15 protein-coding genes are annotated in these 18823 nt (G+C 74.4%); 5 read left to right on the top strand and 10 right to left on the bottom strand.

The annotated features are described in order from the left end of the window. Nucleotides 1–36: 36 nt before the first annotated feature. Nucleotides 37–1395, top strand: a complete 1359-nt coding sequence (locus ACFC1R_RS12255; protein WP_375937067.1) for a cobyrinate a,c-diamide synthase — start codon at nt 37–39, stop codon at nt 1393–1395. Nucleotides 1396–1482: 87 nt separating this feature from the next. On the opposite strand, the gene ACFC1R_RS12250 is transcribed toward ACFC1R_RS12255, so the two are convergent. From ACFC1R_RS12250 to ACFC1R_RS12240, 3 genes are all read right to left on the bottom strand, one after another. Beyond that, nucleotides 1483–3126 carry an APC family permease gene (locus tag ACFC1R_RS12250; protein WP_375936855.1) on the bottom strand — a complete coding sequence of 548 codons (1644 nt, stop codon included), beginning with the start codon at nt 3124–3126 and terminating at the stop codon, nt 1483–1485. 446 nt (nt 3127–3572) lie between these two features. Then, nucleotides 3573–4034 (bottom strand): GNAT family N-acetyltransferase, encoded by a 462-nt coding sequence (locus ACFC1R_RS12245; RefSeq protein WP_375936852.1) that lies wholly within the window; start codon nt 4032–4034, stop codon nt 3573–3575. Nucleotides 4035–4158: 124 nt separating this feature from the next. Further along, nucleotides 4159–4590 carry a GNAT family N-acetyltransferase gene (locus tag ACFC1R_RS12240; protein WP_375936849.1) on the bottom strand — a complete coding sequence of 144 codons (432 nt, stop codon included), beginning with the start codon at nt 4588–4590 and terminating at the stop codon, nt 4159–4161. 279 nt (nt 4591–4869) lie between these two features. Here ACFC1R_RS12240 and cobC point away from each other — a divergent pair, with 279 nt between their 5' ends. Next, nucleotides 4870–6402: an Rv2231c family pyridoxal phosphate-dependent protein CobC gene (gene cobC / locus ACFC1R_RS12235; protein WP_375936846.1), complete on the top strand. Its 1533-nt coding sequence runs from the start codon at nt 4870–4872 to the stop codon at nt 6400–6402. A gap of 55 nt (nt 6403–6457) precedes the next feature. Here the strand turns inward: cobC and ACFC1R_RS12230 are convergent, their stop codons facing one another. Then, on the bottom strand, nt 6458–7294 hold the full coding sequence (locus ACFC1R_RS12230; protein ID WP_375936843.1) for an MOSC domain-containing protein: 837 nt from the start codon (nt 7292–7294) through the stop codon (nt 6458–6460). Between the two features lie 221 nt (nt 7295–7515). On the opposite strand from ACFC1R_RS12230, the gene ACFC1R_RS12225 reads away from it, so the two are divergent. Continuing rightward, nucleotides 7516–8853 carry a hypothetical protein gene (locus ACFC1R_RS12225; RefSeq protein ID WP_375936840.1) on the top strand — a complete coding sequence of 446 codons (1338 nt, stop codon included), beginning with the start codon at nt 7516–7518 and terminating at the stop codon, nt 8851–8853. A gap of 72 nt (nt 8854–8925) precedes the next feature. Here ACFC1R_RS12225 and ACFC1R_RS12220 read toward each other — a convergent pair whose 3' ends face one another. From ACFC1R_RS12220 to ACFC1R_RS12195, 6 genes are all read right to left on the bottom strand, one after another. Next, nucleotides 8926–10059 (bottom strand): M48 family metallopeptidase, encoded by a 1134-nt coding sequence (locus ACFC1R_RS12220; RefSeq protein ID WP_375936836.1) that lies wholly within the window; start codon nt 10057–10059, stop codon nt 8926–8928. 174 nt (nt 10060–10233) lie between these two features. After that, nucleotides 10234–11256, bottom strand: a complete 1023-nt coding sequence (gene glnII / locus ACFC1R_RS12215; protein ID WP_375936833.1) for a glutamine synthetase — start codon at nt 11254–11256, stop codon at nt 10234–10236. Between the two features lie 182 nt (nt 11257–11438). Then, nucleotides 11439–12395: an SCO1860 family LAETG-anchored protein gene (locus ACFC1R_RS12210; RefSeq protein ID WP_375936830.1), complete on the bottom strand. Its 957-nt coding sequence runs from the start codon at nt 12393–12395 to the stop codon at nt 11439–11441. 251 nt (nt 12396–12646) lie between these two features. Beyond that, on the bottom strand, nt 12647–13324 hold the full coding sequence (locus ACFC1R_RS12205) for a uracil-DNA glycosylase (RefSeq protein ID WP_375936827.1): 678 nt from the start codon (nt 13322–13324) through the stop codon (nt 12647–12649). 104 nt (nt 13325–13428) lie between these two features. Further along, nucleotides 13429–14520 (bottom strand): amidohydrolase family protein, encoded by a 1092-nt coding sequence (locus ACFC1R_RS12200; RefSeq protein ID WP_375936824.1) that lies wholly within the window; start codon nt 14518–14520, stop codon nt 13429–13431. A gap of 99 nt (nt 14521–14619) precedes the next feature. Continuing rightward, a complete protein-coding gene (locus ACFC1R_RS12195) occupies nt 14620–15585 on the bottom strand; it encodes an esterase/lipase family protein (protein WP_375936821.1) in 966 nt (321 codons plus the stop codon). A 384-nt stretch (nt 15586–15969) separates the two neighbouring features. On the opposite strand from ACFC1R_RS12195, the gene ACFC1R_RS12190 reads away from it, so the two are divergent. Beyond that, entirely contained in the window at nt 15970–17061 is a 1092-nt protein-coding gene (locus tag ACFC1R_RS12190) for a pyridoxal-phosphate-dependent aminotransferase family protein (protein ID WP_375936818.1), read from the top strand. A 284-nt stretch (nt 17062–17345) separates the two neighbouring features. Next, a complete protein-coding gene (locus ACFC1R_RS12185) occupies nt 17346–18731 on the top strand; it encodes a DHA2 family efflux MFS transporter permease subunit (RefSeq protein ID WP_375936815.1) in 1386 nt (461 codons plus the stop codon). Nucleotides 18732–18823: the final 92 nt, after the last annotated feature.

The raw sequence follows: 18823 nt of genomic DNA, 5'->3' as shown, positions 1-18823 counted from the left end.
GCCGACACCGCCCACACCGCCACCGCCCGTACCGACATCCCGCGTCTGGTCATCGCCGCACCGTCCTCGGGCGCGGGGAAGACCACCATCGCCACCGGGCTGATGGCCGCACTCTCCGCCCGGGGCCTGGCGGTCTCCCCGCACAAGGTCGGCCCGGACTACATCGACCCCGGCTACCACGGCCTCGCCGCCGGACGTCCGGGGCGCAACCTGGACGCCTTCATGTGCGGCCCCGCGCGGATCGCGCCGCTCTTCCTGCACGGCGCGGCCGGGGCGGACATCGCGGTGGTCGAGGGCGTGATGGGGCTGTTCGACGGGGCTGCCGGGCGGGGGGAGCTGGCGTCCACCGCGCACGTGGCGAAGCTGCTGCGGGCGCCGGTGGTACTGGTGGTGGACGCCTCCTCCCAGTCGCGGTCGGTGGCGGCGCTGGTGCACGGCTTCGCCTCCTGGGACCCGGAGGTCCGCCTCGCCGGGGTGATCCTCAACCGGGTCGCCTCCGACCGGCACGAGCAGCTGCTGCGCGAGGCCCTGGAGGAGGGGTCGGGCGTTCCGGTGCTGGGCTCGGTACGGCGGACGGCCTCGGTCGCGACACCGTCGCGGCACCTGGGTCTGATCCCGGCGGTCGAGCGCTCGACGGAGGCCCTGCGGGCGGTCCGCGACATGGGTGAGCTGGTCGCCGCCTCGGTCGACCTGGACGCCCTGGTGGAGCTGGCCCGCAGCGCACCGCCGCTGGACGCCGAGCCGTGGTCGGCGGCCGAGGAGGTCACGGCGGTCGACGGCCGGCCGAGGATCGCGCTGGCCTCGGGGGCGGCGTTCTCCTTCTCGTACGCGGAGAACGCGGAGCTGCTGGCGGCGGCCGGGGCCGAGGTCGTCCCGTTCGACCCGCTGCACGACGGTGAACTGCCGCCCGGGGCCGCGGGGTTGGTGATCGGCGGCGGCTTCCCGGAGATGTACGTCACGGAGTTGAGCGAGAACGCCTCGCTGCGTGCCTCGATCGCCGCGCTCGCGGCCTCGGGCGCGCCGGTCGCCGCCGAGTGCGCCGGACTGCTCTATCTGGGGCGGGAGCTGGACGGCAGGCCGATGTGCGGCGTGCTCGACACCACCGCCCGGATGACCGAGCGGCTCACCCTCGGCTACCGCGAGGCGGTGGCCATCGGGGACAGCCCGCTCGCCCCGGCGGGCAGTCGGGTGCGCGGGCACGAGTTCCACCGCACCGTCTGCGAACCGGGTGCGGGGCCGCAGCCCGCCTGGGGGTGGCGCGGCCCCGACGGGCCGCGCACGGAGGGCTTCGCGGCCGGGTCCGTGCACGCCTCCTACCTGCACCTGCACTGGGCGGGCGCACCAGAGCTGGCCGAGCGGTTGGTCCGCGCGGCGGCCGAGCACCAGCAGGCCTGAGCCGACCGGGTGGGCCGACGCGCAGCGGCGCGGCGGCCCGGCGGCGGCCGACGTCAGAGGAGGCCGGGGTTCGGCGAGCGGCCGGGGTCAGTGGCCGTTCCCGTCGGCCGGCACGGTGCCGTGGATGTTCCGCTCGATCTCCTCGGCGGACAGCGCCACCCGCAGCGCCCAGTAGTAGACGGCCAGCGAGAAGAGCACGACCACCACGATGTCCCACCACAGCGGCAGGTTGCCCTCGGCGCCCGCCCCGAAAGTGCCCTGCCAGGAGATCAGGCCCATCCCGACCAGGTAGACCGGCAGCCACCGGCCCGCCCTGAAGTCCATCCGGGGGGCGTCCGGCAGGCCCTTGGCATTGGCATGGGCGGCGTACGAGCCCATCAGGAGGTAGCCGATCAGGATCGCCACGCCCAGCCGCCACAGGGTGTCCCAGCCGGCCCAGTAGATGACCAGGCCGGAGACCGCGAAGGAGGCCGGCGCGACGACCCGGCCGCCCGGCAGGCGGTACGGGCGCTCGAGTCCCGGCAGGCGCCTGCGCAGCACCCCGAAGGCCAGCGGCGCGCCCGCGTACATCAGCACCACCGCCGAGGTGATGAAGCTGACCAGCCGCTGCCAGCTGGGGAACGGCAGGAAGCACAGCACGCCCGCCACGAAGGCCACGACCAGGCCGACCCACGGGACCGAGCGCCGGTCCGTCCACTGGAGCGCCCGGGGGGCGTAGCCGTTGCGGCTCAGCCCGTACGAGACCCGGGAGCTGGAGGTGATGTAGATCAGACCAGTGCCGCCCGGGGAGATGATCGCGTCGGCGTAGAGCAGGCTGGCCAGCCAGCCGAGGCCGAGCAGGGTGGCCAGACCGGCGAACGGGCCCGCGATGCCCGGGTAGTCGAGCGCGGCCCAGCCACCGGCGAAGGTCCTGGGCGGCAGCGAGGTGATGAAGACGAGCTGGAGCAGGACGTAGACGAAAGTCCCGATGGTGACCGACCCCAGGACCGCGCGCGGAATGTCCCGCCGGGGGTTCAGGCTCTCACCGGCCCACTGGATCGCCTGCTCGAAGCCGAGCAGCGCGAAGATCACCCCGCTGGTGCTGATCGCCGCCAGCACGCCCTTGGCCCCGTACGGCGCGAACCCGTGCGCGGTGAAGTTGCCGCCGTGGAACTCCGTCAGCGCCAGCACCAGGATGGTGAGCAGCGGAATCGCCACCTTCCACCAGGTGGCCGCGCTGTTGGTGTGGGCGAGGATCCTCACACCGAGGAAGTTAACCACCACCAGGACCGCCAGCAGGCCCGCCGCCACCGCGAAGCCCGAGCCGGTGAGGGTGTGGTCGGCGTGCAGGAAGCCGCGCGCCCAGGACCAGTGCCCGGCATAGTTGATCATGGCCTGGACCTCGATCGGCGCGATCGTCGCGGCCTGCAGCCAGGAGAACCAGCCGAAGGACATCCCGGCGAACCCGCCGAAGACGTAGTGCGGGTAGCGGGCGGTGCCGCCCGCCACCGGGAACAGCCCGCCGAGTTCGGCGTGCACCAGCGCGAGCAGCACCACGGCCACCCCGCCGATGCCCCAGGAGAGCATGGCTGCCGGTCCTGCGGTCACCACGGCGTTCTTCGCCCCGAACAGCCAGCCCGAGCCGATGATCGCGCCTACCGAGGCCCACAGCAGCCCGATCAACCCCACCTCACGGCGCAGCCTGCCGTTCCCCTGCGCGCCGGACGGGGTGATCTGACCGGTCGATGCCATGCGTTCGGCCTCTCGGGACTCGACCGGCGCGCGGGATCCGGCCGCTCGGGCGGTGGTGCCGCGGCAGCGGGGCTTCGGCGGTGCCGCCGCCGTAGTGGTGGTGCCGTGGTGACGGCAGTGCCGTGGTGACGGTGGGCGGTGGCGGTGCTGCCGCGGCGGTGTGCTGACGCCGACGGTGCCGCAGATCCGGCGCGGAGTCGGCCGGGCGCCCCGGACACGCGCGGGCAGAGCCGCCCCTCGGCCGAGTTGTCGGATGGTATGCGCCACCGGCGGGCCGGGAGCCGGCGGCCGGCGCCCCCGTCCGAGCGGGACGCCGAGGCGGCCGGCGGCTCCGGCGCGCAGCTCGGCGGGGGCCTGGAGCAGGCGGCCGGGCGGGCCCGTGGCCTGCGCCCGGCGGCTGGGAGCCGTCCGGCAGTTCGCGCCCGGCGGGGACTGCCGGACGGGCCTCAGGCCCGGTCCGAGGGGTCCTGTTCGGTCAGCGACTTGAACAGATGGACGTCCTCGTGGCCGCCGGGGATGCCCAGCGTCCGGCCCGTCTCGACGTAACCGTGGCGCTGGTAGAAGCCGGGTGCCTGGAAGGTGAACGAGGAGACGACCATCCGGTCGCAGCCGCGTCGCCGCGCCTCCTCCTCGGCGGCCCGCACGAGCCTGCTGCCCCAGCCGTCCTTGCGGCTGTCCTCGCGCACCCACAGCAACTCGATGCCGCACAGCCCGCCCCAGGTCCAGGCGGCCAGCCCGCCGATCAGTCCGCCCGCCTCGTCGGTGACCTTGACCGACAGCGTGCCGCGGTCGTCGGCACCCGTGGCCGCGGTGTTGAAGGCGGTCAGCTCCTCGATCAGCCGCTCGTTGAGCCGGGGGTCCCGTTCGCCCACCGCCAGGACCGGGCTGGTTTCTTGATCGCTCGTCATGGCGCGGAGTATGGCACTCAGCGCGCTCCGGGCGCCGTGATTTACGGCCCCGCCGGGAGCGAACCCGAAGGCCGGGGCGGGGGCAGGAGCGAGGGCGGCAGCCGGGCGGTCCGGCGCGGGCGGCCTACTGCTCGCCCAGCGCCATCCACTTGTCCGCCGTCGCCAGCGGCACGAACCCCACCTTGGCGTAGACCTCGTGGGCGTCCGCAGTGGCCAGCAGGATGCGGCGCAGGCCGTACGGGGCGAGGCCGTCGCGCACGGCGGCGGCCAGCGCGGTGCCCAGCCCCTTGCCGCGGGCGGCCGGGGCGACGTAGACGTCGCAGAGCCAGGCGAACGTGGACCGGTCGGTGACCACCCGGGCGTAGCCGAGCTGGGCGCCGGAAGCACGCTCGTAGAGGCCGAAGTTGAGGGAGCCGGCGATGGCCGAGTCCTGCTTCTCCCGGGAGCGGCCGAGCGCCCAGTAGGCGTCCTGCGACAGCCACCGGTGGATCAACTCGGCATCGAGGCGGGCGGGGTCGGTGGAAATCTCGTAACCGTCGGGCAGATCGATGTCCATGCGCGTATCGAAGCAGTCCCACCGACCGGCGGACCACCGGATATCCCGCCCCCTCTCCGCGGCCCCGGGGCCGACTCGGCCAAGACGGTGCGGGGCGGGGCGGCGGACGCGACCGACCGCTGCGGGCCCGGTGCCCACCGCGGCTCCGCCCGCCACCTGCCGGACGGCTCACAACGGCTCACGACCCGGCGATTGACCTGCTCATCGGGCCCGTGGTGGGATTTCCGGACCGGTGGGCCGATGGGCCCGTGAGTGCGGCGGGAGAACGGAGCGGCGGACGTGGTCGAGGGGGGTGTGCCGGCGCGGGACCTCGTGGTGGGAGTCGGGGCGAGCCGGGGTGTGCCGAGTGCCGAGGTGCTCGGCCTGATCGACGCCGCCCTGGCCGACACCGGGCTCGGCCGCCACCGGATCGCGCAGCTGGCCACCGTCCTGGGCAAGGCCGGGGAGCCCGGCCTGCGGGAGGCGGCGCGGGAGCTCGGCGTACCGCTGGTCGGCCACCGCGCCGAGGCGCTGGCAGCCGTCCCCGTTCCGCACCCGTCCGCCTCGGTCCTGGCCGTGGCCGGGACGCCCAGCGTCGCGGAGGCGTCCGCCCTGCTCTCCGCGCCCGGCGGCGAGCTGCTCGTACCCAAGCGCAGGTCCGCCCGGGCCACCGTGGCGATCACCCGGCGGCCCTTGCGGCAGGCCGCCCCTCTCCCCCCTCACCCTGGAGCCCCCGACGTGACCACCGAGCCCGACCTCCGCACAACGGGCAAGCCCGGCCCCCGCACGACGGACGAGCCCGACCTCCGCCACCACGGTGACGCCGAGGTGCGTGCCGCCGGACTGGTCGACCTCGCCGTCAACGTCCGCACCGGCACGCCGCCGGTCTGGCTCCGCGAGCGCCTCGCCGCGACCCTGGCCGACCTCGCGGCCTATCCCGAGCAGACCGCCGCCCGGCGGGCCGTCGCCGCCCGGCACGACCGGCCGGTGGACGAGGTGCTGCTGACCTCCGGCGCCGCCGAGGCCTTCGTCCTGCTCGCCCGCACGCTGGCGCCGCGTCATGCCGTGGTCGTGCACCCGCAGTTCACCGAGCCGGAGGCGGCCCTGCGCGACGCCGGGATCACCGTCCACCGGGTGGTCCTGCCGCCCGCCGAGGGGTTCCGGCTCACGCCGGGCCCGGTGCCCGAGGAGGCCGACCTGGTCGTCCTCGGCAACCCGACCAATCCGACGTCCGTGCTCCACCCGGCCGCCGGGGTGGCCGCGCTCGCCCGGCCGGGGCGGACACTGGTCGTCGACGAGGCGTTCATGGACGCCGTCCCGGGCGAGCGCGAGTCCCTGGCCGGGCCCGGGTACCGCGCGCTGCCCGGCCGGGTGGTGGTGCTGCGCAGCCTGACCAAGACCTGGGGCCTGGCCGGCCTGCGGATCGGCTACGTCCTCGGCCCGGCCGGTCTGATCGCCCGGCTCGCCGCGGCCCAGCCGCTCTGGCCGGTCTCCACCCCCGCCCTGGTCGCCGCCGAGGCGTGCAGCGCCCCCGCCGCGCTCGCCGAGGCCGAGCAGGCCGCGCACACCATCGCCGACCAGCGGGACCACCTGCTCAAGGGCCTGTCCGCGGTCACCGGTGTCCGGGTGCACGGGGAGCCGGCCGCGTCCTTCGTCCTGATCGAACTGCCCGGTGCGGCAGCCGTCCGCGAGCGGCTGCGCGCGGCCGGGTTCGCGGTGCGGCGCGGCGACACGTTCCCGGGCCTCGGAGCCGACTGGCTGCGGATCGCCGTCCGGGACGAGGCCACCACCGACCGCTTCCTCGCCGCGCTCGCCGACGCCGTCGACGGCTGATCCGCCCACCCCGGCGCCGGGCCGGTGCGGTCTGCCGAGCGGGCACCGGCGCCGGTCACAGCAGGCTGACGGGGTCCGCGAGGCGCACCCGGCCCGGCCGCAGCACCTGCGCGTACACCCCGGCACACGGCAGCAGGCCCAGACCCGGCAGCGGCTCCACCCGATTGTGCCGGGCCGGGACGCGCAACGCCTCGGTGTTGCCGGGCAGTTCACCGTGGGCGAGGGTCGGCACGGCGCAGCGCGGCGTCGGCACGACGATCCGCAGCAGCAGGTCCTCGCCGATCAGCAGCTCGCGTCCGGTCCAGGCGTTCTCCGCAAACGGTCCGCCCTCCTCGGTACGGATCACCAGGTTCGGCCGGTAGCGCTCCGCCTCGCCCTCGACCGGACCGCCGAGCCTCGCGATCCCGGCGAGGGTGCCGGTGGCCAGCAGGTGCAGCGGCGCGAAGTCGAAGAACGTCCCGGCGGGCGCGGCCCTGCCGAACTCGCTCTCGGTGTAGCGGACGTCCGCCTCGACACCGCCGCTCAGCACCTCCTCGGGGACGGAACGCCGCAGTGTCGCTCCGGCCGGCGGGGTGTCGATCAGTGAGACCCGGCGGCCGAGCCGCCCGGAGACCGCCTCGTCGACGTCGATGTCGCCGCTCCACAGCGGCGTGCCGTCGGGGCAGGTGATCCATGCGCCCGCCTCGGCACCGGCCGCCCGGAAGCCGAGCAGCCCCCGCCACCAGCGCGGGTTCTTGGCACTCGCCACCTGCCCGGTCTCCCGGTCGAGCAGCGCCAGCACCCGGTCCCCCGCCACCCCCCGTTCCCCCACCTCGCACTCGGAAAGCCCCTCCCCCAGCATCGACTTCACCGGATAGCGCCGCAGCGCCTCCACCACCCCGATCAGCACCATGCCGACAGCCTGTCAGAGGGCCGGGGGCTCCGACTTCCCACGCCGCCTGCGGCACTCCGGGTGATCGTGGTGTTACATTCGGTCACCGGGCGGTGGGAACACTGCTCCGGCACTGCCGGAACCGCGGCAACTCCTGTGCACTTCCCGCCCGCCCCCCACACGGACCCGGTGCGCACCGCAACGGCAGGTCCACGAGAAGCACCCGAGCAGAGGCGGTATTCATGGCACAGGAAGCCAGGATCGACGTCGAGTTGACGGCGAAGCAGGGCGAGAAGAAGCCCTCGGCCGAGGAGCTGGCAAAGCTCGCCGGTTCGGTGGAGCCGGGGGTCTGGTTCGCGACCCCGTCGCGAGGGGGCCGCGCCGCCGAGAGCCGGAAGCAGGAGACCTGGGAGCTGCGGTCCGCCCGGCCGTACCGCCGAGAGGTGGCGACCGGCACGGCCGAGGTCTACTACGCCAAGGGCCACAAGCGGTTGGTGCGGCCGTTCATCTTCGCCGACGGGTTCAACTACGGCCCGAGCGACCTGCCGGGCCTGTGGGAGCACTTCAACACGATCTACGCGAAGGGCAAGACCGGCTTCCTCGACCAGCTGCTCAACGCGGGCATCGACGTCATCCTGGTCGGTTTCGAACAGCGGCACACCTACATCCAGGCCAACGCCGGCGTGGTGATCAGCGCCATCCAGCGGGCCATCGCGGAGCGCGACGGCAACGCCCCGCTGATCGTCGGCGGGGTGAGCATGGGCGGCCTCATCACCCGTTACGCGCTCGCCGAGATGGAGCACAAGAACCAGGACCACCAGACCGAGACCTACCTCTCCTGGGACTCCCCGCACAACGGCGCGTGGATCCCGCTGGTGCTCCAGCAGATGGCCTACTTCTTCGAGAGCATCCCGACCGGCACGCCCGACGCACCGAAGCAGGCCGAGCTGATCAGGAGCCCCGCCGCGCAGCAGCTGCTGTGGGCCTGGGTCGACAGCGCGAAGTACGAAGGGCCGGTCGCCACCTCCAGCGAGCTGCGCAAGCAGTTCCTGGCCGAGCTGGAGGAGTACGGCCAGTTCCCCGCGCGGCCCCGCAAGCTGGGCGTGGCCAACGGTGCCGGGAACGGCATCGGCCTCGACCTGCCGGCCGGCGAGGTGGTGTTCGACGTCCGGAACCCGCTGCTCACCCTCACCGCCACGGCCCGCTTCCAGCCCGACGAGGGCGAGCACCAGCCGATCGGCGAGATGAAGCTCCTGGGCCAGGTCCGGCGGGGCAACACCTCGTACGTCCCGGCCCTCGACGGCGTGCCCGGCGGCACCCTCGACTCCTTCGACCTGGTCGCGAAGGCGCTCAAGGCGAAGATCCCGGAGGAGTACCGCAACAGCTGCTTCGTCCCCGCGGTGAGCGCGGTCGCGCTGGACTACGACCCGGTCACGTGGAACATCGACCCGAACGAGCCCGTCGAGTCGCTGGCCGAGAAGAGCCTGCTCGACGAGTTCAAGTGCAACACCAGGAACAGCGTGCACAGCCAGGTGACCGAGCCCCTGGTCGATTGGGTCGTGGAGCAGCTCACCCGCTGACGCCGACGCCCCTGGCACCGCGGCCACTTCGGCGGACCACCGTCCCCGAAGTGGCCGCGGCGCGTCCGGGGGTCAACCGGCGGCCGGGCGCCAGGCGCGGGCGGCGGCGATCCGGCGCGTCGCGCTGGGGTGGGTGGCGAAGAGGAGCTCCAGCAGCCGGGGCGGGTCCACGTCGGAGACGTTGGTGACCGCGAGGCGGCGCTGCATGGCGATGAACTGCTCTGGGTCGGAGGTGAGTTCGAGGGCGTGCAGGTCGGCCCTGACCTCGATGCGGCGGCTCACCGCGCACTGGAGCGGTCCGGTGGCGGCACCGATCAGTGCGGCGCAGGCGGCCAGCAGCGGCAGCGACCGGGGGTCGGCGGCGTCCGTGGCGCCGGCCGCCGACAGCAGGACCGGCCGGCCGGCGAGCAGCCCCAGCAGGCAGACGGCCACGGCCGCGCCGACCGCGCCGAGGACGGTCCCGGTCAGGACGTCCCGGTGCTTGACGTGCCCCAGCTCGTGGGCCACCACCAGTTCCACCTCGCGCGGTTCGGCGGTGGAGAGCAGGGTGTCGTAGGCGACGATCCGGCGGGTGGCGCCGAAGCCGGAGACGTACGCGTTGAGGGCGGTGGTCCGGCGCGAGGCGTCGGCGACCAGCACGTCGCGCACCCGGATCCCGTCGCGCTGCGCCAAGTCCAGCAGCGCGGTGCGGAGTTCGCCGGCGGGCAGCGGGGCGAAGCGGTTGAACACCGGCTCGATCAGGAGCGGGTGGAGGAAGGAGAGGGCGACGGTGAGCAGCGCGGCGAACCCCGCTGCGGGCAGCCACCAGCCGTGCGGTGAGCGCCCGGTGAGCGCGTACAGCCCGTACACCACCGGGAGGGCGATCAGCAGGCCGAGCGCCAGACCGCGCAGGACGTCCACGGCCCAGCCGCGCCAGCCCTGGGTGACCAGGCCGTAGCGGCGGCGGACGACCCGGACCCCTGCGCTGAACGGGAGTTGCAGCAGCCGGCCGATCAGCAGCAGGGCGGCCGCGCCGGCCAGCACCTGCGCCGTGCGCGAGCCGCCGAGCAGTCCGCCGACCGCCGCGACCAGCCCGGCTCCGGCGGGGGTGAGGCCGAGGGCGAGCGTGCAGAGCAGCCCGGCGATCCGGCCGCCGAGGGCCCACGGCAGCTGGGCGCGGCGCAGCGCCCGGCCGCGGGCCACCTGTTCCGGGGTGAAGTCGTCCATGGCCGCAAGCGTATGCGTCAGGGGCGCGGGCTGCGGCGCCCGGCCGGACCCGCCGGGCAGGGCCCGCCGTGCGGGGGTCCGCGCCGGGAGGACCCCGGAAACGGGCGGTGCCCGCCGGGCGCCTCCCTCGCGAGGGGCGTCCGGCGGGCACCGGGGGTTCGGTCCCGGCCGGGATCAGACCTGGCCGGCCTTCTCCAGGGCGGCGCAGCAGGTGTTGACCAGCAGACGGGTCACCACGTACGGGTCGACGTTGGCGTTCGGGCGGCGGTCCTCGATGTAGCCCTTCTGCTCCACCTCGACCTGCCACGGGATGCGGACCGAGGCACCGCGGTCGGAGACGCCGTAGCTGTAGACGTTCCACGGGGCGGTCTCGTGCTTGCCGGTGAGGCGAGCCTCGATGTCGGCACCGTACTGGGTGACGTGCTCCAGCACCTTCTCCTGGGAGGCGCCGAGCGACTCGCAGGCGGTGATGATCGCGTCGTAGCCCTCGCGCATCGCCTTGGTGGAGAAGTTGGTGTGCGCACCGGCGCCGTTCCAGTCACCGCGGACCGGCTTGGCGTCCAGGGTGGCGTCGATGCCGAACTCCTCGGCGGTGCGGTAGAGCAGGTAGCGGGCGACCCACATGTGGTCGGAGACGGTCACCGCGTCGACCGGGCCGATCTGGAACTCCCACTGGCCGGGCATGACCTCGGCGTTGATGCCGCAGATGGCCAGGCCGGCCGCGATGCAGCGGTCCAGGTGCAGCTCGACGATCTCGCGGCCGAAGACCTCCTCGGCGCCGACACCGCAGTAGTAACCGCCCTGCGGGGCCGGGAAGCCGCCCTCGGGGAAGCCCAGCGGACGGGAGCCCTTGAAGAAGGTGTACTCCTGCTCGATGCCGAAGATCGACTCCTGCGCGGCGTACTGCTCGGCGATCGGACGCAGCAGCGCACGGGTGTTGGACTCGTGCGGGGTGCCGTCGGTCTCGTTGACCTCGCACAGGACCAGGATGTTGTCGCCGCCGCGGATCGGGTCCGGGAAGGTGGCGACCGGCGCCAGCACGCGGTCCGAGGCGTGGCCCTCGGCCTGGTTGGTCGAGGATCCGTCGAAGCCCCAGGTGGGGATCTTGTCAGCGTTGGCCAGAACACGAGTCTTGGAGCGGAGCTTGGCGGTCGGCTTGGTGCCGTCGATCCAGATGTACTCGGCCTTGATTGCCATCGCTGGGTACCTCACTGCGTTGGGTGGTGGGTGCCCGCGTAGCGTCGCAAGCCGCCGTTTCCCGGTTGTTCCTCCTATGTAACGCCCATGTGAACCAACCGTCCGCAGTGGCACGGTCACGTTCCGGTGGTGCCGGAGCCGGCTTTCCGGCCCTCAGCTGACGTTGTCGCAGGCCGGTGGAGTCAGCGGTGGCGCGCACGGGTATTGCGGCGGCGGCGCGAAACCAGCCAGAGAGCGCCGGTTCCGGCGGCGATCAGCGCCCCCGCGGTGGCCACCAGCCGACCGGTGCCGCTGCTGCCGGTGGAGGCGAGTTCCCGGCCGGCCGCGGTGGTGGTGTCGGCGGCCGGCACGGCGCGCGCGGTGGTGACCGCCGCCGAGCCGGCCGGGGTGGACGGCGTGGCCGGCGTGACGGGGGTCGCGGGAGCGCCGGCGGGCACCGGCTTCTCACAGCTGACCGAGGCGACCGTGATGGTACCGGTCACCTTGGCCACGTTGAGGTTGAGCGGGTTGACCGCCACGTCCACCTTCAGCGCGGAGGCGGCGGCCGTGCTGGAGGTGGTGGTCCGCCGGGAGAACTCGATGTCCACGCTGCCGACCCCCGGCACGTCCACGTGGGTCGGCCCGTTCAGCCCGAGCGCGACCGACCTGCCGAGCACCGTGACCCGGGCGGGTGCGGTGACCTTCGCGGTCGGCTGACCGTCCACCGGGCAGCTGGCCTCGGCGCTGAGCGCCTCCAGGCCTATCAGGGTGGAGGCCAGACCGGGCGCGTGGAGGTCCGCGCCGACCAGGCTGACGGAGGCGGCGGTGCCGTTCCGGTCGGCCGTGGTGGTCGACCTGCCGACCTCCGCCTTGACCAGGGTGACCGGCCGGCCCCGGTCCACGCCGTCCACTGCGGCGGTGAGCACCGCCTGGTCGCGCCGGGCCGGGGACTCCACCTTGTTCAGGGCGATGTCCACCGGCACGTCCACCTTGTCGTCCAACAGGCTGACGTCGAGCGCGAGTTCCGCCGTCACCGCACGCGCCTTCCCCGGCGAGGGGGCCGGCCCGGCGGCGTGGGCGGTGCCGCCGGAGAGGGTCAGGGCACCCGCCACCAGTCCGGTGGCGGCGGCGGAGCGGAGAACGGAGTTCAGCACGGGCATGGCGGAGGACCCCCACGGGTGACGGATGGAGAGAGCGCCGCCGTGGTCACCCCGCGCGCAGGCTGGTACCGCGCCGGTCCGGGGGCAGGGGCTTGTGCTCTCGACTTCCGTCAGTCTCTTCCGGAGCATCCGTCACATGGGCAACACCATGCGTCGGTTCACTCCTTCGAGTGAGGTTGGCGCCGGGTACCCCTGATCGGGGCGCACGTCACCACAGCACCCGTCAGCACAGCACCCGTCACCACGGGCTGCTACGGCAGGCGCCAGTCCACCGGCTGCGCACCCTGACGGGACAGCAGCTCGTTCGCCCGGCTGAACGGGCGGGAGCCGAAGAAGCCCCGGTCCGCCGACATCGGGCTCGGGTGCGCCGACTCCACCGCAGGCACCTGCCCCAGCAGGGGGCGCAGATTACGGGCATCACGCCCCCAGAGGATCGCCACCAGCGGGCCCCCGCGCGCCACCAGCGCCCGGATCGCCTGTTCGGTGACCTCCTCCCAGCCCTTGCCCCGGTGTGCGGCCGGCTTGCCCGGCGCAGTGGTCAGAGCGCGGTTGAGCAGCAGCACGCCCTGCTCCGTCCACGGGGTGAGGTCACCGTTGGCGGGCGGTGGGAACCCGAGGTCGCGGCCGTACTCCTGGAAGATGTTGATCAGGCTGCCCGGGATCGGCCGGACCTGCGGTGCGACCGAGAAGCTCAGCCCGACCGCGTGCCCGGGCGTCGGGTACGGGTCCTGGCCGACGATCAGCACCCGGACCGAGTCGAAGGGTTGCTGGAACGCCCGCAGCACGTTCGGCCCGGCCGGGAGATAGGTGCGGCCGGCGGCCAGCTCGCCGCGCAGGAAGTCACCCATGGCGGCGACCCGCCCGGCCACCGGCTCCAGGGCGCTGGCCCAGCCGGGTTCGACGATCTCGTTCAGTGGACGCGGTGCCATACCGCCACCCTATCGGCCCAACGGACCGCAGAACTCCGCCCGGCCGGTCCGTTCTCCTCTTCCTGCCCGCCGTCCCTGGGCGCGGGCCCCGGCGGCCCCGGGTGTCAGCCGACGACCCGGCCGCGCAGGACGACCAGTTGCGGATCGGCCAGCACCCGGACGTCCGCGCGCGGGTCCTGCGCGTACACCACCAGGTCGGCCGACGCGCCCTCGGTGAGCCCGCCCTGGCCCAGCCACTCGCGCGCCCCCCAACTCGCCGCCGACAGCGCGGCGGAAGCCGGGAGCCCGGCCCTGACCAGTTCGGCGACCTCGTCCGCGACCAGCCCGTGCGCCAGCGAACCGCCCGCGTCCGTGCCGACGAAGACCGGGACGCCCGCGTCGTACGCCGCACCCACCGTGTCGTACCGGCGCTCGTGCAGCCGCCGCATGTGGGCGGCCCAGGCCGGGAACTTCGCCTCTCCGTCGTCCGCGAGCCCGGGGAAGGTCGCGATGTTCACCAGCGTCGGGACGATCGCCACCTGCCGTTCGGCGAAGACCGGGATCAGCTCCTCGGTCAGACCGGTCGCGTGCTCGATGCAGTCGATCCCGGCGGCGACCAGGTCGGGCAGCGACTCGGCGGCGAAGCAGTGCGCGGTGACCCGGGCACCCTCGGCGTGCGCGGCGGCGATCGCCTCGCGCAGCGCGTCCCCGGGCCAGCAGGCGGCCAGGTCGCCGCGCTCGCGGTCGATCCAGTCGCCGACCAGCTTCACCCAGCCGTCGCCGCGCCGGGCCTCGGCCACGACGTAGGCCGCCAGGTCGCCGGGCTCGATCTCGTGCGCGTAGTTGCGGATGTAGCGGCGGGTGCGGGCGATGTGGCGGCCGGCCCTGATGATCCGGGGCAGGTCCTCGCGGTCGTCGATCCAGCGTGTGTCGGCGGCGGAGCCGGCGTCCCGGATCAGCAGCGTGCCGGCGTCCCGGTCGGTGCGGGCCTGCTTCTCGCTGGTGGCCTCGTCCACCGCGCCGTGCGCGTCCAGACCGACGTGGCAGTGTGCGTCCACCAACCCCGGCATGGCCCAGCCGGAGACCGTGCGGACGTCGTCCGCACGGACCGGACGGGTGAAGCTCACCCGGCCGTCCACGACCCACAGCTCGTCCCGGACGTCCTCGGGCCCGACCAGCACCCGCCCCTTGATGTGCAGCACCGCGCCTTCGCTCATGCCGGAACTCTACCGACGTGCCCACCACCGGCGGGAGGAGCCGACGGCGGCGGAGCCGGCCACCCGGGACACCGCGTCCCGGGCGGCCGGCCGGGGCCGTCAGCCGGTCAGGTTGGCCCAGCAGTCGGCGTCCGCCACGTGCGCGGGGTCCAGGGCGTGCCGGACCTCGTGCAGGACGACCGGGTCGACGGCCATCAGCACATGGCCCGGGATGTTGGTCGGGCAGAGGTCCTGGACCAGGACGTCGTGCACGTCGGGCCCGCTCAGGAACTGCGACCGGTAGGGCGTGACCACCTCGTCGTACCGGGTCGCGATCACCCAGTACGTCACCCCCGGCACGGTGTCGCCGCCCGCGTTGAGCCGGCTCAGCGTGTCCGAGCCGGTGACCTGGTCGGCGCAGGCCGGGCAGGCCGACCGGACCAGGTCGAGCGCGCCGGGGAAGGACTTCGCCAGGGTGGCCAAGCCGTCCAGGGTGGTGCCGTGGTTGCTCGGGGCGATCCCGACCAGGGTGTGCACCTTGGCCGCGCCGCCGTCGAACTTCAGGTAGTAGCGCGGCATCATCCCGCCCTGGCTGTGGCCGACCACGTCGACCTGTCCGGCGCCGGTCGCCGCGAGCACGCCGTCGACGAAGACCGACAGCTGCTGCGCGGAGTCCGCCACCGGCGCGATCGCCCGCAGCACGGGGACGTTCGGCACCGCTCCGTAGGTGAGCGCGAAGACGCAGTAGCCGTCCTGGGCCAGCGCGGGCGCGACGGTGTCCCAGTTCACCGAGCCGTTGGCGAAGGTCCCGTGGACCAGCACCACCGGCCTCGGGTGCGCCGGACTCGGCCTGCACGACCAGTTGTTGGCACCGGGCACGCCCGGCGCGGCGAGCGCCTCGGCGGCGCCCACCGGATCGGTCCGCGGCGTCGTCGCGGTCTTCGCGTCCGCCGCCCCGGCCGGACCGGTGGTGCCGGCCAGCGCCGCGAACAGCAGGGCGCAGCCGGTCGCCAGCGACGCGAGTCGACGGCCACCGGGCCGTCGCCGGCTTCCGGGCAGGGGTGAGTGCGTGGGGGTTTCGGGCATGACTTCCTCCGGGGTGGGGGTGGAGGTGCAGGCCCGGTCCGGCCGGTCTCGACGACCGGTCCGGGCCTGAGCCGGCGCGAGTGGGGGCTCACGCCGTGAACTGGCTGACTGGCCGGTAAGTTACTGCTGCGTCAAGGCCTTGCCCAGACACCTCGCACGAAGTGACACCCACTCGGCTCCCCGGTGCCGCGACCCGCGCAGCCCCGGACACCCGACGCTCCCGGCAGTTCAGGCAGTCGCAACGGCCGTCGCCGGGACAGCCGGTCACCGCGAGCACCCGTCGCTGCCGCGATCCGCAGCGCCCGACCGCCGGCCGCGGAGGGCGGGTGATGCGGCAGACTGGGCGGACCCCAGCCGTACGCGCCCGTCCGAAAGGCCAGCCCCGTGAGCCCCTTCCTCGACCTCCCGCCGCTGAGTGCCGCGCAGTTCGCCGCGATCGAGGACCGGGTCGCCGCGCTGCTGCACACCTCGGCCGACGTGATCGTCACCCAGGGCGAGGCGCTGCTTCCGCTGGAGGCGGCGATCCGGGGGGCCGCGCACCCGGGCAGCACCGCGCTCAACATCGTCACCGGACCGTACGGCCAGACCTTCGGCAACTGGCTGCGCAGCTGTGGTGCGGAGGTCGTGGACCTGGCCGTGCCGTTCGACGGCGCCGTCTCCGCCGGGCAGGTCGCCCGGGCGCTCGCCGCGGACCCCGGGATCGACTTCGTCTCGCTGGTCCACGCCGAGGCCGCCACCGGCAACACCAACCCGGTCGCCGAGATCGCCGCCGTGGTGCGGGCACACGGTGCACTGCTGATGCTGGACGCCGTCGCCTCGGTCGCCGCCGAGCCGCTGCTCACCGACGAGTGGGGGGTGGACCTGTGCGTGATCGGCGGGCAGAAGGCGATGGGCGGCCCGGCCGGGGTCTCCGCCGTCTCGGTCAGTGAGCGCGCCTGGGAGCGGATCGCCGCCAACCCGGCCGCGCCGCGCCGCTCGTACCTCTCGCTGCTGGACTGGAAGGAGCGCTGGACGGACGCCGGACGGACCGTCCTCCCGCACGCCCCGGCCCAGTTGGAGATGCTCGCGCTCGATGCCTGCCTGGACCGCATCGAGGCCGACACCCTGGCCTCGACCATCGCCCGGCACCGCGCCGCCGCCGCCGCGACCCGTGCGGGCGTCCGCGCCCTGGGCACCCTCGCCCCGTACGTCCACCGGGACGAGCACGCCGCCCCGGTCGCCACCACCGTGCGCACCCCGTCCGGGCTGCACGCCGCCGAGCTCGTCGGCCGCCTGGACCCGGCCCTCCCCGTCCAGCCCGGCGGCGGCCCGCTCGCCGCCGGGATGCTGCGCGTCAACCACTACGGCACGGCCGCCTCGCTGGAGACCGTCCGGTCCGTCCTCACCGCTCTCGCCGACGCCCTGCCCGGCACCGACTCCGCACGGGCCACTGCCGCCGCGGCCGAGGCCTGGGACGCCACGGTCGCCGCCGTCTGAGCCACCGGTCCGAGCCGCCGGTCCGAGCCGCCGGGCGCGGGCACGTGGGCGGCGGTGCGGTCCCGCCCACCGGTCCGAGCCACCGGTCGCCGGCCCGTACCCCGAGCGCGTCCGGCCGGGCGGTTCCTCCGTCCGGTGGTCGCCGACGCGCGGGGGGAGCGGGGCGACGATACCGTGGCCGAAGGTGCCACAGAGCGCCTGCCGGACCAACTGACCTGGTGGGAACGGGCGTTGCGGCAGGCTCGCGCCGACCGGCCCTACCGACTCCGAGCGGGGTGAGCACCATGAGCACCAGTGCCACCCCGCGTACCCGGATCGACCCGCCGCCGACCGCCGGTGCGGCCCTGCGGCCCACCGCCCTGGTCGTCGTCCTCGGCGCGTTCATGAGCGTGCTGGACACCACCGCGGTCAACACCGCGATGCACGACCTCGGACGGAGCTTCGACGCGCCGCTCACCACCATCCAGTGGGTCGCCACCGGCTACACCCTGGCCCTGGCCACCGTCATCCCGATCACCGCCTGGGCGGTCGGCCGGCTCGGCGCCAAACGGCTGTACCTGACCGCCCTCACCCTCTTCGGCGCCGGTTCCGCCCTGGCCGGGCTGGCCTGGAACACCGAGACCCTGATCGTCTTCCGGGTGCTCCAGGGGCTGGGCGGCGGAATGCTGACACCCGTGGGGATGACCCTGGTGCTCAGGGCCGCCGGACCCGAGCGGACCGGCCGGGCCATGAGCGTGCTCGGTCTGCCCGTGCTGATCGGCCCGCTGGCCGGACCCATCCTGGGCGGGGCGCTGCTGGACGCCGCCTCCTGGCGCTGGATCTTCTTCATCAACCCGCCGGTCGCGGCCGTCGCCATCCTGCTCGCGGCCCGGATCCTGCCCCGGGAGACCCCGCGGCCGGGCCGCCGCCTGGACCTGCTGGGCCTGCTGCTGCTCTCCCCCGGGCTGGCCGTGCTGATCTACGGGCTCACCAGCGGCGGGGCCGCCCTCCCGATGCTCATCGGTGCCACCATGGTGCTGGGCTTCATCGCCCGTGCACTGACCACGACCCACCCGCTGCTCGACCTCAGGCTGCTCGCCCGGCGCCCGTTCGCCGCCGCGGCCGGGGCCCAGCTGCTCTTCGTCTGCGCCTACTTCGGCTCGCTGATCCTGCTGCCGCTGTACTACCAGGGACTGCGCGGCCAGAACGCCGCCCACTCCGGCCTGCTGGGCATCCCGCAGGCGGTGGCCACCGGGGTGACCATGCAGTTCGCCGGACGGCTGATCGACCGCCACCCGCCGGGCCGCATCGTGCTGACCGGCGTGACCGTCGCCACCACCGGTTTCCTCTGCTTCAGCGTCCAGGTCACCGGGGACGTGCCCTTCTGGCACCTGCAGGCCGCCCTGACGGTGATGGGCGTCGGCGTCGGGCTGACCATGATGCCCACCATCGCCGCCGCCACCCGGAGCGTCGCCCCCGAGGAGGTGCCGCTGGCCACCACGGCGGTCACCATCCTGCAGCAGGTCGCCGCCTCCACCGGCACCGCACTGATGTCCGTCCTGCTGACCGATGCGCTGAGGACCGCGCCGCACCCGGCCGACGCGTTCCGCCACACCTACGGCTGGGCGGTCGGGCTGATGGCGCTCGCCCTGCTGCCCGCCCTGCTGCTGCCCCGCCGCCGCACCGCGTGAGCACCTCGCGAAACCCGGGGCCCGTCATCACGGCGCGGGTGCGCCGGTACGGCCACCCGGGGGGCGGCCGATCGGGCGGCCCCGAAGCTCCG

Origin of the sequence: Kitasatospora sp. NPDC056138 (assembly GCF_042264695.1) — a bacterium.
GTDB lineage: Bacteria > Actinomycetota > Actinomycetes > Streptomycetales > Streptomycetaceae > Kitasatospora.
This window is presented reverse-complemented; position numbering and strand designations above follow the sequence as displayed.

Excerpts from the sequence above, each read along its gene's own strand:
- ACFC1R_RS12240 (WP_375936849.1), bottom strand. The coding sequence starts at position 4,590 with ATGGACATCGATCTGCCCGACGGTTACGAGATTTCCACCGACCCCGCC.
- ACFC1R_RS12225 (WP_375936840.1), top strand. The coding sequence starts at position 7,516 with ATGGCACAGGAAGCCAGGATCGACGTCGAGTTGACGGCGAAGCAGGGC.
- ACFC1R_RS12210 (WP_375936830.1), bottom strand. The coding sequence starts at position 12,395 with ATGCCCGTGCTGAACTCCGTTCTCCGCTCCGCCGCCGCCACCGGACTG.
- ACFC1R_RS12230 (WP_375936843.1), bottom strand. The coding sequence starts at position 7,294 with ATGGTGCTGATCGGGGTGGTGGAGGCGCTGCGGCGCTATCCGGTGAAG.
- ACFC1R_RS12220 (WP_375936836.1), bottom strand. The coding sequence starts at position 10,059 with ATGGACGACTTCACCCCGGAACAGGTGGCCCGCGGCCGGGCGCTGCGC.
- ACFC1R_RS12200 (WP_375936824.1), bottom strand. The coding sequence starts at position 14,520 with ATGAGCGAAGGCGCGGTGCTGCACATCAAGGGGCGGGTGCTGGTCGGG.
- ACFC1R_RS12195 (WP_375936821.1), bottom strand. The coding sequence starts at position 15,585 with ATGCCCGAAACCCCCACGCACTCACCCCTGCCCGGAAGCCGGCGACGG.
- ACFC1R_RS12205 (WP_375936827.1), bottom strand. The coding sequence starts at position 13,324 with ATGGCACCGCGTCCACTGAACGAGATCGTCGAACCCGGCTGGGCCAGC.
- glnII (WP_375936833.1), bottom strand. The coding sequence starts at position 11,256 with ATGGCAATCAAGGCCGAGTACATCTGGATCGACGGCACCAAGCCGACC.
- ACFC1R_RS12250 (WP_375936855.1), bottom strand. The coding sequence starts at position 3,126 with ATGGCATCGACCGGTCAGATCACCCCGTCCGGCGCGCAGGGGAACGGC.
- ACFC1R_RS12185 (WP_375936815.1), top strand. The coding sequence starts at position 17,346 with ATGAGCACCAGTGCCACCCCGCGTACCCGGATCGACCCGCCGCCGACC.
- ACFC1R_RS12245 (WP_375936852.1), bottom strand. The coding sequence starts at position 4,034 with ATGACGAGCGATCAAGAAACCAGCCCGGTCCTGGCGGTGGGCGAACGG.